The organism is Pseudomonas sp. R11F, assembly GCF_050312575.1.
In the GTDB taxonomy this organism is placed as follows: Bacteria; Pseudomonadota; Gammaproteobacteria; order Pseudomonadales; family Pseudomonadaceae; genus Aquipseudomonas; species Aquipseudomonas palleroniana.
In genome coordinates this window covers 1-17,012 of record NZ_JBNPJU010000066.1, presented here as the reverse complement: position 1 = coordinate 17,012, position 17,012 = coordinate 1, and the positions used below count along the sequence as shown (strand labels likewise).

Genomic DNA, 17,012 nt, shown 5'->3' with positions numbered 1-17,012 from the left:
GCACTGGACTTACCGGTAATACCACAACAATTAAGCCCTGGAATCACCAGGGCACCGAATAGAGATCCCTCCCATGCTCAGATGGTGCTCGCGTTCGATTTTCCTGCAAGTCGTGATTGGCCTGATGCTCGGCATAATCTGCGGCCTGGCCCTTCCCGAATTCTCCTCGCAACTCAAACCCCTGGGTGACGGCTTTATCAAGCTGATCAAGATGCTGATCGGCCTGATCGTGTTCTGCGTGGTGGTCAGCGGTATTTCCGGTGCCGGCGACTTGAAGAAAGTCGGGCGAATCGGCCTCAAGTCGGTGATCTACTTTGAAGTACTCACCACCGTGGCCCTGGTGATCGGCTTGATCATGGCCTTCAGTACCGGCATCGGCACCGGTGCCAATATCCATCTGGAGCAGCTCTCCTCCGCCGGTTTGAATGAACTGGCCGACAAAGGCCAACACATCCGTGGCACCAGCCAGTTCCTGATGGACCTGATCCCCAACTCGGTGATCGGCGCCTTCGCCGACAACAATGTGCTGCAAGTGCTGCTGTTCTCGGTGCTCTTCGGTAGCGCACTGAACCTGGTGGGTGAAGCGGCGTCAGGCATTTCGCGCCTGATCAACGAACTGAGCCACATCATCTTCCGCATCATGGGCATGATCGTGCGGCTGGCGCCGATTGGCGTGTTTGGCGCGATCGCTTTTACCACCAGTACCTATGGCCTGGATTCGCTGCAGCACCTGGGCAGCCTGGTGGGTTTGTTCTACCTGACTTGCTTTGCCTTTGTCGCGCTGATCCTGGGCCTGGTGATGCGTCTGTCCGGCCTGCGCATGCTGCCGCTGCTCAAGTACCTGCGTGAAGAACTGCTGATCGTGATGGGCACCGCCTCCTCCGATGCGGTGCTGCCACAGATCATGCGCAAACTCGAACACCTGGGGATTGGCAGCTCCACCGTGGGCCTGGTGATTCCGACCGGGTATTCGTTCAACCTCGATGGTTTCTCGATCTACCTGACCCTGGCCATTGTGTTCATCGCCAATGCCACCGGCACGCCCCTGTCGATGACCGACTTGCTGACCATCCTGCTGGTGTCATTGATCACCTCCAAGGGCGCGCACGGCATTCCCGGGTCGGCGCTGGTGATTCTGGCGGCGACACTCACCGCCATCCCGGCCATTCCCGTGGTCGGCCTGGTGCTGGTACTGGCGGTGGACTGGTTTATGGGCATCGGCCGCGCGCTGACCAACCTGATCGGCAACTGCGTGGCGACCGTGGCCATCGCCCGATGGGAAAAAGATATCGATATCCAGCGCGCCAACAAAGTGCTCGACGGCCAGCAGGGTTATACCTTCCAGGCCAAGAAACCGGTGCTGCCGACACACCAGGAGTTCTGATCCATTTTCATGGCAGACATCGATCAACTGTGGGAGGGAGCAAGCCCCCTCCCAGACTTTGACAACCGTGTTTGCAACATCAAGGAGACGCAGACGTGATCAGCACCTCAACCGTCGTCAATTCAGTGGTAGAAAAACTGCGCGCCGCGCTCAAGCGGGGCCAGTGGCGCCAGGGTGAAATGCTGCCCGGCCAACGCGAGCTGGCCGAACAGATGGGCATCAGCCGCCCCAGCCTGCGCGAAGCGGTGATTGTGCTGGAAACCCTCGGCCTGGTGCGTTCCATGCCCGGCAAGGGCGTGGTGGTGCTCGAAACCAGCGTGAACGAGCCCCAAGCCAGTGACACCGTGGCCGATGCCAGCCTCGAAGACATCCTGCAACTGCGCTACACCCTCGAACCGTTCATTGTCGGCCTGGTGGCGCAGTCCATCAGCAGCAAGGAAATCGGCCAATTGCGCCTGACCCTGATGGATATGCGCGAAGCCCTCGACGCCGGTGACGCCGAAGCCGGGATGAACGCCTACCTCAACTTCCACGAAGAGCTCTTCGCCCTGACCTCCAACCCGATCTTCCAGAACGTGGTGCAACAGACCAGCAACGCCCTCAAGCAGAGCGCCCAGGTACTGCGCAACTCCCCCGAACATCTGGCCGAACGCCTGCAGGAAAATGAAGCCGTGGTGCGCGCCATCCGCAACAAGAACAGCGCCCTGGCCAGCGCCGAGATGCGCCGGCACATCCTTCAGGAAGGTCTGCGCATGGGCATACGCTTGAATATCCCGGACGACCATCTGGGCAGCTGATTATTGGAGACAGGCCATGACCGCCCGCGCGCTACAACGTAATTCAGTCATCACCGCCCTGCCTGCCATGCGCCTGGTCGCGGGTAAAAAACCCTCGGTGGACGATATCTACCCACGGCTGTTCGACGCGATTCTGGAACAACGCATTGCGCCGGCCAGCCGTTTTACCGAAGAGGGCCTGGGCGAAATCTTCGGTGTGAGTCGCAGTGTGATTCGCCGGGTCTTGGCGAAACTGTCCCATCAACAGGTGATCATCCTGCGCCCCAACCAGCGCGCCCAGGTGGCGGCGCCGGATGCCCGACAAACCCGACAGATCCTCGAAGCGCGGCGGCTGACAGAGATCATGGTAGTGCAACTGGCCTGCGCCGCAGCTACCCCAACCCAGGTACGCCAGTTACGCGAGCTGATTGCCCGGGAACGCGACTGTATCGAACGTGACCAACGCGCACCGGCCATTCGATTGTCGGGGGAATTTCACCTGCAGTTGGCGGCGATCGCCGGTAACGCGCCGTTGGCGCAGTTCCTCAACAGCCTGGTACCGCTGACATCGTTGATCATTGCGCAATACGAAACCCAAGCCTGTACCTACTGCACCTGGCAGGAACACTTGGCGATGACAGACGCGATTGAACAGGGCGATGCAGACCACGCTGTGAACCTGATGACCCAGCACCTGAACCATCTGGCCCATCGTCTGACTCGCCGAGCGCAGCCATAGCTATGTAACGCTTGCGGCCCAGACAACTTTCTTAACCTGTGTTTTCACTCATCAAGTGCACAAGCACAGGTAACCCTCATGTACGTAGACTCTCAAACACTGCCTGCGCTGTTCACACTGCTCACCCAGTTGAACGCGCAGAAAAGCCTGTTGGGCGAAACCCTCCAGGCATCACTCGACCAGCTCAATGGCATCGCGGGCAGGATCGGGTTTGAACTGTTTTCCCTGGAAAGCTACGCCCAGGCCGAGCTATGCCTGAACATCACCGCTGCGCGAGGTCATGCCGAGGCGCAGTACGCCATGTCCCTGTGTGTCAGCCGGCGCGACGGTGACTTGCGCATAGCCTCTGAAGAAGCGCGCCAATGGCTCAAGCTGGCAGCCGCCCAGAACCATATCCCTGCCCTGATGCGACTCGGTGATGCCGATTCCCTTGCAAAGGCACGCGAACAACTGACGCCCAACGCCGTTGCGGGCGATACCCAAGCCATGCGCCTTCTGTTCTTGCTCGACAAAGATGTGAGCTGGTTGGACAAGGCCGTCGCCGGAGGTGATCACACCGCACAATTTCAACTCGCCCAGGCCTATCGCGACACGCCGCAACTGATCCCCAACGTAGTGGAACGCCGAGCACTGGTTGAAGAGCTGCTGCAAAAAGCGGCGGACGGCGGCGACCTGCAAGCCTTGGCTGATCGAGTATTTTCCAGCAAGTCCAGCGCCAGCGTGCTGGAAAAGCAACAACGGTTGATACAACTTGCAGGGACGGGGCAATTGGACGCGCTGCTGGAATACGGCTATGCACTGGCGGGCATGCCGCGTAATGGCAAAGGCAAACTCAACTTTGCGCAAAGGCACCCCTCGGCGCCGCGCACCTATGGGCTTGCAAGGGATTTTGCCAAGGCCTATGCCGTACTGGGGCTGGTACTGCCGAAACTGCCGGACTACCCGGCGGCTGAGATACTCAAGCAAGACATGAATGCTATCTGGCATCAAATGACCCTGGAACAGTACTCAACCTGCGAGACCCTTCGCCTGGATCTGCAGGCGCGCATTCCCAGGGTATTCAAACTCATGGCCCCCATCATCATTGTCGGCAGGCCATCGTATTGATCGCCGAGAACCCCGGCCTTTGAAGATCGCATAAAAAAATCCCCGCATGTTTCCATGCGGGGATTCTTGGTTACAGCCATGGATCAACGGTTTAAATCACCGGCTGACCACTCATCGCCAGGTCCAGCAGTTCACGGTTGGCCACTGCATACATGGCGTAGTCCGTGCCGACCGCAGAGCGGATTTCCAGCATCATCGCGACCCAACGATCAGCCATGTCCTTGTGCTGCTCAAGCCACAGGGCCACGCGGGCTTCCATGTCTTGTGGCGCATCGGCCATTTGCAGGACGGAGATGGTGATCGCCCGTTGCTGCCAGTCCACATCATCGCGGAAGGCTTCACGGGCCTGGGCCTGCCAGTTGTTGGCCACCGGCAGATCGCTGATCTGCTGCAGATACCACGGCAAATCCAGGGCGCTGCCGACGGCGAAGTAGGCCTTGGCCACTTCGGCGGCGTCATGCCCGGTGACGTCGGCCGCTTCGATGATCGGCAGCAAGGTGTACAGGTGCGTGGTACCGGCCACCATGCGCGCCAACAACTCCGGCACGCCGGCGTTGGTGTAGGCCTGGTAACGGGTCTGCCAGCCTTCGCGGGTCGGGCCTTCCAGCAGCTCGTCAAGCTTGAGACCCAGCGCGGCCAGGTGCGGACCGAAGTGTGCGGTATCACGACCCGCGTCCTGCTCGTTGCGACGGCTGCGCAGGAACCAGCGCGTGGCGCGACGGCCCAGGCGCATCAGTTCATCCATCAGCTCCAATTGCACATCAGCCGAAACCTGATAGTCCAGGGCCTCGATCTGACGGAACCAGTGCGGGAGGTGGAAGATGTCACGCACGATCACATAAGCACCGGCGACGTTCGCCGGGCTCATGCCGGTGGACTCCTTGAGCCGCTGAACGAAGGTGATCCCCATGTGGTTGACCAGGTCGTTGGCGATCTGGGTGCTGACGATCTCACGCTTCAAGCGGTGGCGACGCATGGCCTCGGAGAACTTGGCCACCAGGCTTGGCGGAAACGCGGTTTCCATGTCACGGGTCAGGTAGTCGTCATCCGGCACCAGGGACTTGAGCAGCGCTTCCTTGAGGTCGATCTTGCTGTACGAGATCAGCACAGACAGTTCCGGACGGGTCAGGCCCTTGCCATTCGAAGCACGCTCGGTGAGCTGCTCCTCAGTCGGCAGGTACTCGATGGCGCGGTCCAGCTTGCCACGGCCTTCCAGGTCGCTCATCAGGCGCTTGTATTCGGCGGCACGCTCGTAGGCACGGCGTGCAGCCAGGGACAGGGCCTGGGTCTGCTTGTAGTTGTTGCCCAACACCAGGCCGCCGACTTCGTCGGTCATGCTCGCCAGCAACTGGTTGCGCTGCTTGTCGGTCATGTCACCGGCCTGCACCACTTCGTTGAGCAGGATCTTGATGTTCACTTCGTGGTCGGAGCAATCCACGCCACCGGCGTTGTCGATGAAGTCGGTGTTGGAACCGCCGCCATTGAGGCCGAATTCCACACGCCCCAGCTGGGTCATGCCGAGGTTACCGCCCTCGCCCACCACCTTGCAGCGCAGCTCGTTACCGTTCACACGCAACGCGTCGTTGGCCTTGTCGCCGACATCCGCATGGCTTTCGCTGCTGGCCTTGACGTAGGTACCGATACCGCCGTTCCACAACAGGTCCACCGGTGCCTTGAGCAAAGCGTTCAGCAGTTCGGTCGGGGTCAGCTTGTCGGCCTTGATGTCGAAGCGTTCTTTCATCTGTGGCGAGATGGCAATGCTCTTCGCGCTACGCGAGAAGATACCGCCGCCTTCGGACATGATGCTGGTGTCGTAGTCAGTCCAGGCCGAACGCGGCAGGTCGAACATGCGCTGGCGCTCGGCAAAGCTGGTCGCCGGGTTCGGGTTCGGATCGATGAAGATGTGCAGGTGGTTGAAGGCCGCGACCAGTTGCAGCTTGTCGGACATCAACAAGCCGTTACCGAACACGTCACCGGCCATGTCACCCACGCCGACGACCGTGATGCTGTCTTCCTGGACATTGATGCCACGCTCGCGGAAGTGGCGCTGTACGCCGACCCACGCGCCCTTGGCGGTGATGCCCATTTTCTTGTGGTCGTAACCGGCCGAACCGCCGGAGGCGAACGCGTCGCCCAACCAGAAGCCGTAGTCGATGGCGATGCCGTTGGCGATGTCGGAGAAGGTCGCAGTGCCCTTGTCCGCCGCCACGACCAGGTACGGGTCATCGTCGTCATGACGCACGACGTTGGCCGGCGGCACCAGGGCGCCGTCCTTCAGGTTGTCGGTGATGTCCAGCAAACCGGAAATGAAGATGCGGTAGCAAGCGATGCCCTCGGCCGCGATCTCGTCACGGGTGCCGCCCAACGGCAGGCGACGCGGCAGGAAGCCGCCCTTGGCGCCCACCGGCACGATCACCGAGTTCTTCACTTGCTGGGCCTTTACCAGGCCGAGCACTTCGGTACGGTAGTCTTCTTCGCGGTCCGACCAGCGCAGGCCACCCCGCGCAACATTACCGAAGCGCAGGTGCACGCCTTCGACACGCGGCGAGTAGACGAAGATTTCAAACTTCGGCACCGGCTTGGGCAGCTCGGGAATGGCACGCGGGTCGAACTTGAAGCTGAAGTACGACTTGTTCTGGCCGTTGGCGTCGGTCTGGTAGAAGTTGGTGCGCAGGGTCGCCTTGATCAGGTCCAGGTAGCGACGCAGGATGCGGTCTTCGTTGAGCACCTGAACGTCGTCCAGGGCGCTGAGGATCGCTTGCTCCAGGCGTTGCTGCTTGTCTTCCAGGTCGTCGGCGGTGAGCTTGCGCGCCAGGTAGAAGCGCGTCTTGAACAACCGGGTCAACTCGCGGGCGATGTCGGTGTGGTTGTTCAGGGTGCTGGCGATGTAACCCAGGTCAAAGCCCAGGCGGATCTGCTTGAGGTAACGCGCGTAGGCACGCAGCAACGCCACGTCGCGCCATGGCAGGCCGGCGGTCAGCACCAGGCGGTTGAACGCATCGTTTTCGGCGTCGCCATGCACGATGTGCACGAACGCATCCTGCAGGGTGTCGTTGAGCTGCTGGATATCCAGGTTCACACCTTCGGCGGCGATGAACGCGAAGTCATGGATCCAGAACTCACGGCCATTGGCGTGACGCAGACGGTACGGGAATTCACCCAGCACGCGCAGGCCGAGGTTTTCCAGGATCGGCAGCACGTCCGACAGCGCCAGCGGGGTATCGGCATGGTAGAGCTTGCAGTGCAGCTCGCGCTGGCCGGAGACCTGGCCCAGCGGCTGGTAGAAGCTCATCACCAGCGGGTTGGCTTCGGTCAGGCTGAGCAGGTGCTGCATGTCGACCACGGCCGAATGCGCGGCAAAACGCTCGCGGTAGCCGGCCGGGAAGCCTTTCGGGAAGTCAGCCAGCACGTTGGTGCCGTGGGCTTCGCCGAAGCTCTCGACGACCAGGCTTGCGTAGTCGTCCTGCCAGCTGCGGCAGGCTTGCACCACTTCTTTTTCCAGCTGGACCGGATCGATGTCCAGGCGGTTCTTCGGGTCGACCCGCAGAATCAATTGCACGCGAGCCAGCACGGATTCGGAGAAGAACGTCCAGAACTCGCAGTCCGACGCTTTCAGGCGATCCATCAGCACTTGCTGGATCTTCTGGCGCACTTCGGTGGAGTAGATATCACGCGGCACATAGGCCAGGCAGTAGCAGAAACGACCGTACGGGTCTTTGCGCAGGAACACGCGGATCTTGTTGCGTTCCTGGATCTGCACGATGGACATCACGGTGCTGAACAGCTCGTCGACCGGGGTCTGGAACAGGTCATCTCGAGGCAGTACTTCGACGACCTGAGCCAGCTCCTTGCCCAAGTGCGCCTTGGCCTGGAAGCCCGAACGACGTTCGATTTCCGCGACCTTGCGGCGGATATAAGGGATCACGCGCACGCTTTCACCATACACCGAAGAGGTGTACAGGCCCATGAAGCGGTGTTCCTTGATGACGTTACCGTTCGCGTCGATCTCGCGGATCGACACGTAGTCCGGGTAGGCCGGGCGGTGCACACGGCTTGGGTGCGCGGCCTTGGCGAACGACAGCACGGTCGGTTCACGCAGGTAGGCCACCGCGTAGTCTTCGATGCGCAGGTCTTCGGCGGTCAGGCCGGCACGCAGCAGCTTGGTCAGGCCGAGGAAGGAATTGGCGTCATATTCGATATGACCGCCGTCCTTGTCGTCACGTACCACGAATTCTTCATAGCCCAGGAAGGTGAAGTGGTTACCCACCAGCCACTCCAGGAAGTTCTTGATCTCGGCCTTCTCTTCGCCGTCGATGGCGAACTGGCTGGCATCGATACCGGCCAGCAGGTCCTGGACCTTGGCTTTCATCGGCTCGAAATCGGCCACGGCCACGCGCACTTCGCCCAGCACCTGCTCCAGCTCTTTGCCCAGCACGTTCAGTTCGGCGGCATTGGCGCAGCGATCGATTTCCAGGTACATCAGCGATTCTTGCAGGACGCCTTCGCCCTGGGTGCCCTTGGGCAGGATTTCCAGCAACTCGCCCTTGCCGCCACGGCGCACGCTGAGCACGGTGGTTTGCAGGGTGTGGATGCTGTAGCCGCGGCGGTTCAGCTCGGTACGCACCGAGTCCACCAGGAACGGCAGGTCATGGTGCAGCACTTCGACCGCGGTGTGGGTCGACTGCCAGCCATGACGCTCGTAATCGGGGTTATAGACCCGCACTTGCGGTTGGGCGTGGTCAAAGCGCTCAAGCAGGCGCCAGGCAGACAGGGTGCAACCGGCCAGGTCGGAAAGGCGACGTTGGGTCAGTTCGTCCAGGGAAATGATGCCGAAGAATTGTTCAGCGAACAGCGCCACTTGTGGCAGTGCCTGTTCACTGATGTGCTGCGCCAGTGCCGCTTGCAGTTGGTGCTGGAAGTCGGCCTTGCTGGCTGCGGTGAAGAACGCCATCTGTGGTACTCCGCTTGGGCTTGTTATTGATGGAAGCGTCGCGTGTTATCCCCTTTCGGGGAGACCGTCGACTCTGTTCGCTGGTATTCATATAAGCACCATAAACGAATCAGGGTGACAGGTGGGTGAAGCTGGACAAGACAATCAGGTCACATACAACTTCCATAAGATGCGCACTTTGCCGGGTGACGGTACGACGGGCAGGTCAGGCGCCTGGCTCATGCACATCCGTTGCGCAGCTTAACGAGTGTAGGAAGACCGCTGCTTGCGGCGCTGCGACATATTCGGTCATCGGTAAGCAGGCGCGCGGTTGCGACTTGGGCAACCCGTAGATTCCGGTAGAAAAATCGGTTGTTTTCGAGACAAAAAGTGCCGGAAGTGACTGATTTTACCCATCAGGTCATGCCGCCCACGACATAGCATGCAGCACAAAATTCGCGGCAATGGCACAATCGCCCGCATTGCGCCCTACCCCAGACAGGATTCCCCATGCTGCAACTGAACACCGACGCCTTGATGGCCACCCCGTGCGACGAAGAAGAAGACAACATGGCGATGCTCTGCTGCCACGGCAAGAACGGCGAGATGTTCATGCTCACGCGCTACCCGGACGAGGACGAAGTTGAGCTGACCTGGGATTACGAACCGTCGACCTTGGATGGCGTAAAGGTCACCCTGGGCGCCACGACCTTGCTGGTTGAGCTGGCCGCAGGTGATGCCGATGCCTTGGGCGGCAAGGACCAACTGGAGATTACCCATGCCACTGCAGCGGCGGATATGGCCGAAGTCGAGGAAACCCTGCAAAACATCCTGAAGGGTACCGGCACCTTCACTCGGATTTAAGAACACCCAATATCGAAAGTGGGAGGGGGCTTGCTCCCGATGGACTGCGTAGCAGGCCCATTTTTGAGGCCGCTGCGCGGCCTATCGGGAGCAAGCCCCCTCCCACATTGACGGCGTCCTGACACAATAATCCTACAAGTTTTGCCAAAAATACCGGTTATGCCGTTAGTCGCCGCCCCCCTCGATGCATTAAAGTAAGCGCCCCAGGCCCGGTGTTTTTGTTCGACGCCCGGGCTCATCTCTCCAGGAACCGTCATCGATGGAACATCGTGAAGCGCTGCTTGCGCTGCGAACCTTTCTTTCTACGCAGATTCTCGGCCAGGAAAAACTCATTGATCGCTTGTTGATCGCCCTGCTCGCCGACGGCCACATGCTGGTCGAAGGCGCGCCGGGCCTGGCCAAGACCAAAGCGATCAAAGAGCTGGCCGAAGGCATCGAAGCGCAGTTCCATCGTATTCAGTTCACGCCCGACCTGTTGCCCGCCGACATCACCGGCACCGAGATCTATCGCCCGGAAACCGGCAGCTTCGTGTTCCAGCAAGGCCCGATCTTCCATAACCTGGTGCTGGCGGACGAAATCAACCGCGCCCCGGCCAAGGTGCAATCAGCCTTGCTGGAGGCCATGGCCGAGCGTCAGGTCAGCGTGGGCCGTAGCACTTACGACCTGTCACCGCTGTTCCTGGTGATGGCGACGCAAAACCCTATCGAGCAGGAAGGCACCTATCCGCTGCCCGAGGCCCAGCTCGACCGCTTCCTGATGCACGTCAAGATCGGCTTCCCGGACGCCACCGTGGAACGCCGCATCCTGCAACAGGCCCGTGGCGAGGCGCTCAACGGCGAAACCAAGCCTGAACGCCGGGTCAGCCAGCAAGCGATCTTCGCGGCGCGCAAAGAGATCCTCGGCCTGTACATGGCTGACGCGGTTGAGGAATACCTGGTGCAGTTGGTAATGGCCACGCGCACACCGGCCAAGTTCGACCCGGAAATGGCCGAGTGGATCGCCTACGGCGCCAGCCCCAGGGGCTCCATCGCGCTCGACCGCTGCGCCCGCGCCCACGCCTGGCTGGCCGGTCGCGACTTCGTGAGCCCGGAAGATATCCAGGCGGTGCTGTTCGACGTGCTGCGCCATCGCATCATTCTGTCGTTCGAGGCCGAAGCGGCCGGCGTTGACCAGGACCGTGTGGTGCAGCGCATTCTCGACGTCGTTGCCGTCGCTTGAACCCCATGAACGCAGGCGATGGCATCCGCGTCACTCTCAGCGAATTGATCGAGATGCGTCATCGCGTGCGGGAAGTGCAGTTGTTTTCCACCCCAAGCCAGCGCAGCCCGTTGATCGGCCTGCACCACTCCAAGCTGCGTGGGCGTGGCGTCGATTTCGACCAGGTGCGCGTGTACCAGGCCGGGGACGATGTGCGCACCATCGACTGGCGCGTGACGGCACGCACCCAGGAGCCGCACACCAAACTCTTCCATGAAGAACGCGAACGGCCGATCTTCATCATGGTGGAACAGAGCTGCCGGCTGTTTTTCGGCTCGGGGCAGATGTTCAAGTCGGTGCTGGCGGCGCAGGCGGCCAGCCTGATCGGCTGGGCCGCGCTGGGGCACAACGACCGCGTGGGCGGGTTGGTATTCGGCGACAGCGAGCACTACGAAATCAAACCGCGACGCAGCAAACAAAGCCTGCTGCAACTGCTCAATCGGCTGGTGCGGGTCAACCAGAGCCTGAATACCGAACGCCATCCGGAAGCCGACGCCCTCGGCATGGCGCTGCGCCGTGGCCGCGAAGTGCTGCGCCCCGGCAGCCTGGTGATCGTGGTCTGTGATGAGCGCGCGCTCACCGAAGGCGCCGAACAGCAGTTGAGCCTGCTGTCACGCCATTGCGACCTGCTGCTGCTGCCGATCTCCGACCCGCTGGACCATGCCCTGCCGGCCGCCGGGCTGCTGCGTTTCGCCGAGCGCGGCGCACAGCTGGAACTGGACACGCTGAACTTCGACCTGCGCCAAGCCTACAAGGCCCAGGCCGAAGCCCGCATTGCCCGCTGGGAACTGCTCGCGCAAAAGCTGCGAGTGTTATTGATGCCCTTGAGCACCCAGAGCGAAATGGTCGAGCAACTGCGCGAATACCTCAACCCGCAACGACCGGTTAAAAAGCAATGAGCAGCCTTGACCAACTGCAACCGCTGATTGCACCTCCCGCCATCGGTTTCTGGCCGCCTGCACCGGGTTGGTGGCTGTTGCTGCTGCTGATTCCACTGCTCGGTTGGGGCTTGTGGTGGCTGCGCCGCTTCCTGCCCAAAAAGCGCCCCGTGGCCCGTGCCGAACAGCCCCTGGACCCGCTGCGCATCGCCGCCCTCGCCGAGCTGGCCCTGATGCCCAAACCCTACGACGGCGCCCCGGCCGGGGCCTGGCTGCAGCAGCTCAACGGCCTGCTCAAACGCCTGTGCCGCAACGACTACCCCTACAGCCAGAGCCACACGCTCAACGGACGCAAGTGGCTGGCCTTTCTCGACAACCGCTGCCCCGCTGCGGGCCTGACCCGCTGGATGGTGTTGGTGGAAGGCGCCTACAAGCCCGAGTGCAAACTCGACGATAAAGCCATCGCGGGCCTGACCCAAGCCGTCGACACCTGGATCCGCAAACATGTTTGAGTTCGCCTGGCCGTGGATCTTTGCCCTGTTGCCATTGCCCTGGTTGATGCGCTTTATCCTGCCCGTGGCCGACAGCGGCGAGCCCGCCTTGAAGGTCAGCTATCTGGCCGACCTCGAAGGCCTGGCGCGCCGTCGCGCCCGCGTCAACCTGCCGGGCTGGCGCCAGCAAGCGCCGTTCGTGGTGTTATGGCTATTGCTGTTGACCGCAGCTGCACGCCCGCAATGGCTGGGTGAACCGCTACCGATTGCCGCCAGTGGCCGCGACCTGCTGGTGGCGGTGGACGTTTCCGGTTCCATGGATTTCCCCGATATGCACTGGCAGGACGACGACGTCAGCCGCCTGAGCCTGGTGCAACACCTGCTCGGGGATTTCCTCGAAAGCCGCGAAGGCGATCGCGTGGGCCTGATCCTCTTCGGCAGCCAGGCTTACCTGCAAGCACCGCTGACCTTCGACCGGCACACCGTGCGCACCTGGCTGGATGAAGCCCGCATCGGCATCGCCGGCAAGAACACCGCCATCGGTGATGCCATCGGCCTGGCCCTCAAACGCCTGCGCCAGCGCCCGGCGCAGAGTCGCGTACTGATCCTGGTCACCGACGGCGCCAACAACGCCGGGCAGATCGACCCGCTGACCGCCGCACGCCTGGCGGCCGAAGAAGGCGTGAAAATCTACCCGATCGGCATCGGCGCCGACCCCGAACAGACCGGTTCCCTGGGGATCCTCGGCGTCAACCCGAGCCTGGACCTGGATGAACCCGCCTTGAAGGCCATTGCCGCCGCCACCGGGGGACGCTACTTCCGCGCCCGCGACGGCGACGAGCTGCAAAAGATCAAGGAAACCCTCGACCAGCTCGAGCCCGTGGCGCAACAACCCACCCAGGCCCGCCCGGCCCAGGCGCTGTACAGCGCGCCATTGGCCCTGGCATTGATCCTGAGCATGTTGCTGGTGATCCAGGAGCGCTGGCCCGACAACGCCTTGCAACGCGCCTTCAATAAACTCTCGAGCAAAGGCCTGTTCCTGCAACAGCACCCTGAGTGGCGCCAACGCCTTAAACGCCTGCGTTTGCGGAGGCGTCGATGATCGACCTGTGGCCGCATTGGTTCCGCCCCTGGTGGCTGTTGCTGCTGCCGCTGCTCGGCTGGTTGCTGTGGCAGCTGTGGCACCGGCAAAAGCGTGCCGGGCGCTGGCAGGTGATCCTGCCGCCGGCCTTTCATGCGGTATTGCTCAGTGGCGGCAGCGGGCGCGAGAGCAAATCGCCGTGGGTGGTGCTGGGCATTGCCTGGCTGCTGGCGGTATTGGCGTTGCTCGGCCCAAGCTGGCAAAGAGTCGAGCAGTCCAGCCAGAAACCCGCCGACCCGCTGGTGGTGCTGTTGGAACTGACCCCGGAAATGCTCGCCACCGACAGCCCGCCCACCCGCCTGGAGCAGGCGCGCCGCAAGCTCTATGACTTGCTGCAGGCACGGGGCAATGCGCCAACCGCTATCGTGGTGTATGCCGGCAGCGCCCACACCCTGGTGCCGCTGTCGGATGACCTGGGCACCAGCCGCAACCTGTTGGAAGCCTTGCGCCCCTCGATCATGCCCGAGCCCGGCCATCGCGCCGATCTGGCGGTGGACAAGGCGCTGGCCCTGCTCAAGCAAGGCGGCCTCGGCCAGGGGCGACTGTTGCTGGTGGGCTCGTCGCTGTCGAAACAGGAGCGCCAGGGCATCCGCCTGCTGCTGCAAGGGGCGCAGGCCCCGGCGTTGTCGATCCTCGGTATCGGTAGCCGCGAAGGCACCCCGGTCACCCAGGAGAGTGGCGAGTTCCTCAAGGATGATCAGGGCGCGATCCTGGTACCACGCCTCGACAGCCCGACCCTCAAGGCCTTCGCCAGCGAAATGGGTGGCCGCTACCGCGCCGCACGTCTGGATGATAAAGACCTGCGCCAACTCGGCCTGCTCGACGGCCCGCAGGCCCTGCGCAACGACGGCCAACTGCTGCACCTCGACACCTGGGCCGACCAGGGCTACTGGCTGCTCCTGCCGTTGTTGCTGCTGGCCGCTTGCGCCGGGCGTCGGGGCTGGCTGTTCTGCTTACCCCTGCTGTGGCTGGGCGCGCCGCAACCGAGCTATGCCTTTGAATTCCAGGACCTGTGGCTGCGTCCCGACCAGCAGGGGCAATACCTGCTCAAGCACAAACGCCCGGCCGAAGCCGCCGAGCACTTTGAAGACCCGCAATGGCAAGGCGTGGCGCTTTACGAGGCCGGCAACTATGCCGAAGCGATCAAACGTTTTGCCGAGGGCAATGGCGCCTATTCCCACTACAATCGCGGTAATGCCCTGGCCAGGTCCGGCGCCCTGGAGGCTGCGGTCGACGCCTACGAACAAGCCCTTGAAGCGCAGCCCGACCTGCAACCGGCGTTGAAAAACAAGGCCCTGGTGGAGAGCCTGATCCAGGAACAGGCCCAGCCCGAACCGGCGCAGCCTGTCAAAAACGAGGATGACGAAACCACCCAACCCGGCCAAACTGCGCAACCGGGCGCCAGCGGGCAAAGCTCTACCGGTGGCGAGCAGTCCACCCAGGGCCAGGGTGAAGCCGGCAATACCGACAGCCAGGCAAACGCCTCGCCAAAGGCCGGCGGCAATGAGGTCCCGGGCAGCGAGCTGGGCGATGAGCAAACCACTACGCCACCCTTGCGCCCCACCGATGCCAGCCTTGACGGCGAACATCGCCAGGCCCTGGAGCAATGGCTGCGGGAGATCCCGGACAACCCCGGTGAACTGCTGCGCCGCAAATTCTGGTACGAACAGCAACAACATCAGGACAAGACTCGATGAGCCGCCGCACCACCCTTCTGCTCCTGCTCGCGTTATCGACAGGCCACGCCCAGGCGGCGAACCTGGTCGCCAGCGTCGATCGCAGCCGCGTCAACTCCGGTGAAACGGTGGAACTGACGGTGGAGTCCAGCGACGTCACCCAATTCGGCAAACCCGACCTGTCCCCCCTCGATGCACAGTTCGAAGTCAGCGGCACGCGCCAGATCAACCAGCTCACCACCCTGGGCGGCGACAACCACGCCACCACGCGCTGGATCATCACCCTGCTGCCCAGGGAAAACGGCACCGTAGTGATTCCACCGCTGCAAGTGGGCGACCTCAAGACCCAGCCGATCAGCCTGCAGGTGGTGGAAACCGCCAGCCAGAACACCAGCGCCGAACTGGCGCCGGTGTTCATCGAGGCCAGCCTCGACCAGAACAGCGTGTACGTGCAGGCCCAGGCATTGTTGACGGTGCGCGTTTACCATTCGGTTTCACTATATGACGACAGCAGCCTGACGCCGTTGCAGATCCCCGATGCGCGGATCGAGCAATTGGGCGAATCGCGTACCTACGAAAAGGTCATCAACAGCATCCGCCATGGGGTGATCGAAACCCGTTACGCGATCTATCCGCAGCACAGCGGCGCCCTGCTGATTCCGGCGCAGACCTTCAGCGCCACGCTGGTCGAACCGCGCCCGCCCCAGGAAAACACGCTGCAAGGCACCAAGCCGGGCAAGCTGATCCACGTCAGCTCGGCCGAACTGCCGCTGACCGTCAAGCCCAAGCCGGCGCTGTACCCGGCGGATGCGCCGTGGATACCCGCACGCAATCTGACTCTGAGCGAAGCCTGGAACCCCGAGCCCGACCACCTGCAAGTCGGCGACTCCCTGACCCGCAGCCTCACGGTCAAGGCCGAAGGTCTTTCCAGCGCGCAACTGCCGGCCCTGCCGAGTACCGACATCGGTGGCCTGCGGCGCTACCCGGATCAACCGGTACTCGGCAACCAGAGCAGCGACCGCGGCCTGATCGGCAGTCGCGAAGACCGCGAAGCGCTGGTGCCGACCCGCGCCGGAGCCCTGGAGCTGCCGGCAGTGGAAGTGGTGTGGTGGAACACCCACGAAGACCACCTCGAACGCACCAGCCTGCCGCCCCGCACCCTGCAAGTGGCGACCAACCCCAGCCTGGTGGTGGACACACCCGCCACGCCGACCGTGATCACCGCACCGGACGATGACCGCCTGTGGCTGTGGCAACTCAGCACACTGCTGCTCGCCTGCACCACCCTGCTCGGCTTCGGCCTGTGGTGGCGCGCGCGCCGGCAACCCGCCGTACAACGCACCGCGCAGACCGGCCCGAGCCCACGCACCCTGCTCGACGACCTCAAGCGCGCCACCCAGGCCAACGACCCACAAGCCACACGCCAGGCCCTGGATGCCTGGGCGCGGCAACAGCCGGAAACCCTGGCAGACATGGCGGCGCGGTTCGTGCCGCTGTCCGACGCCCTGGATGGCCTCAATGGCGCGTTGTACAGCGAGAGCGGCCAGTACTGGCTGGGCGAAGACCTGTGGCGCGCTGTAAAAGCCATCCCCATGACCGAACGCACCCAAACCCCGACCACCGACACCACCAGCTTGCCGCCGCTGTACCCCAAATAGCGGTGGGGGGGCTTGCTCAAATGCCAGTCAGTTAAGCGATAGAGCAGGCAGCGGGTAACCTGTGGCGAGGGAGCTTGCTCCCGTTGGACTGCGTAGCAGGCCCAGTCTTT

The 17,012-nt window shown here is 62.5% G+C and carries 12 protein-coding genes; 11 read left to right on the top strand and 1 reads right to left on the bottom strand.

The features are described 5' to 3' along the window. The first annotated feature begins 58 nt into the window (after nucleotides 1-58). From ACQRBV_RS20255 to ACQRBV_RS20240, 4 genes are all read left to right on the top strand, one after another. Nucleotides 59-1,384 carry a C4-dicarboxylate transporter DctA gene (locus ACQRBV_RS20255; protein WP_174554059.1) on the top strand — a complete coding sequence of 442 codons (1,326 nt, stop codon included), beginning with the start codon at nucleotides 59-61 and terminating at the stop codon, nucleotides 1,382-1,384. A gap of 95 nt (nucleotides 1,385-1,479) precedes the next feature. After that, nucleotides 1,480-2,181: a FadR/GntR family transcriptional regulator gene (locus ACQRBV_RS20250; protein ID WP_411984255.1), complete on the top strand. Its 702-nt coding sequence runs from the start codon at nucleotides 1,480-1,482 to the stop codon at nucleotides 2,179-2,181. 16 nt (nucleotides 2,182-2,197) lie between these two features. Next, on the top strand, nucleotides 2,198-2,899 hold the full coding sequence (locus tag ACQRBV_RS20245; RefSeq protein ID WP_411984256.1) for a GntR family transcriptional regulator: 702 nt from the start codon (nucleotides 2,198-2,200) through the stop codon (nucleotides 2,897-2,899). Nucleotides 2,900-2,977: 78 nt separating this feature from the next. Beyond that, the gene (locus ACQRBV_RS20240) at nucleotides 2,978-4,006 is read left to right on the top strand and encodes a hypothetical protein (RefSeq protein ID WP_411984257.1); all 1,029 of its coding nucleotides are present in this window, start codon (nucleotides 2,978-2,980) and stop codon (nucleotides 4,004-4,006) included. 91 nt (nucleotides 4,007-4,097) lie between these two features. Here the strand turns inward: ACQRBV_RS20240 and ACQRBV_RS20235 are convergent, their stop codons facing one another. Continuing rightward, nucleotides 4,098-8,957, bottom strand: coding sequence for an NAD-glutamate dehydrogenase (locus ACQRBV_RS20235; RefSeq protein ID WP_411984258.1), 4,860 nt, complete (start codon nucleotides 8,955-8,957; stop codon nucleotides 4,098-4,100). Nucleotides 8,958-9,446: 489 nt separating this feature from the next. Here ACQRBV_RS20235 and ACQRBV_RS20230 point away from each other — a divergent pair, with 489 nt between their 5' ends. The 7 genes from ACQRBV_RS20230 to ACQRBV_RS20200 all read left to right on the top strand — a co-directional run bounded on the left by ACQRBV_RS20230 (nucleotide 9,447) and on the right by ACQRBV_RS20200 (nucleotide 16,902). Beyond that, nucleotides 9,447-9,800 carry a hypothetical protein gene (locus ACQRBV_RS20230; RefSeq protein WP_060752626.1) on the top strand — a complete coding sequence of 118 codons (354 nt, stop codon included), beginning with the start codon at nucleotides 9,447-9,449 and terminating at the stop codon, nucleotides 9,798-9,800. Between the two features lie 259 nt (nucleotides 9,801-10,059). Then, nucleotides 10,060-11,019, top strand: a complete 960-nt coding sequence (locus ACQRBV_RS20225) for an AAA family ATPase (RefSeq protein WP_060752625.1) — start codon at nucleotides 10,060-10,062, stop codon at nucleotides 11,017-11,019. A gap of 5 nt (nucleotides 11,020-11,024) precedes the next feature. Next, complete coding sequence (locus ACQRBV_RS20220; RefSeq protein ID WP_060752624.1) at nucleotides 11,025-11,957, top strand: DUF58 domain-containing protein; 933 nt, start codon at nucleotides 11,025-11,027, stop codon at nucleotides 11,955-11,957. Continuing rightward, a complete protein-coding gene (locus tag ACQRBV_RS20215) occupies nucleotides 11,954-12,448 on the top strand; it encodes a DUF4381 domain-containing protein (RefSeq protein WP_060752623.1) in 495 nt (164 codons plus the stop codon). The genes ACQRBV_RS20220 and ACQRBV_RS20215 overlap by 4 nt, the downstream gene beginning before the upstream one ends. Then, the gene (locus ACQRBV_RS20210; protein ID WP_060752622.1) at nucleotides 12,441-13,529 is read left to right on the top strand and encodes a vWA domain-containing protein; all 1,089 of its coding nucleotides are present in this window, start codon (nucleotides 12,441-12,443) and stop codon (nucleotides 13,527-13,529) included. Before ACQRBV_RS20215 ends, ACQRBV_RS20210 begins: the two co-directional genes overlap by 8 nt. Next, complete coding sequence (locus ACQRBV_RS20205; protein WP_244699345.1) at nucleotides 13,526-15,265, top strand: tetratricopeptide repeat protein; 1,740 nt, start codon at nucleotides 13,526-13,528, stop codon at nucleotides 15,263-15,265. The genes ACQRBV_RS20210 and ACQRBV_RS20205 overlap by 4 nt, the downstream gene beginning before the upstream one ends. Beyond that, nucleotides 15,262-16,902, top strand: a complete 1,641-nt coding sequence (locus ACQRBV_RS20200) for a BatD family protein (RefSeq protein ID WP_411984259.1) — start codon at nucleotides 15,262-15,264, stop codon at nucleotides 16,900-16,902. Before ACQRBV_RS20205 ends, ACQRBV_RS20200 begins: the two co-directional genes overlap by 4 nt. The last annotated feature ends 110 nt before the right edge of the window (nucleotides 16,903-17,012 follow it).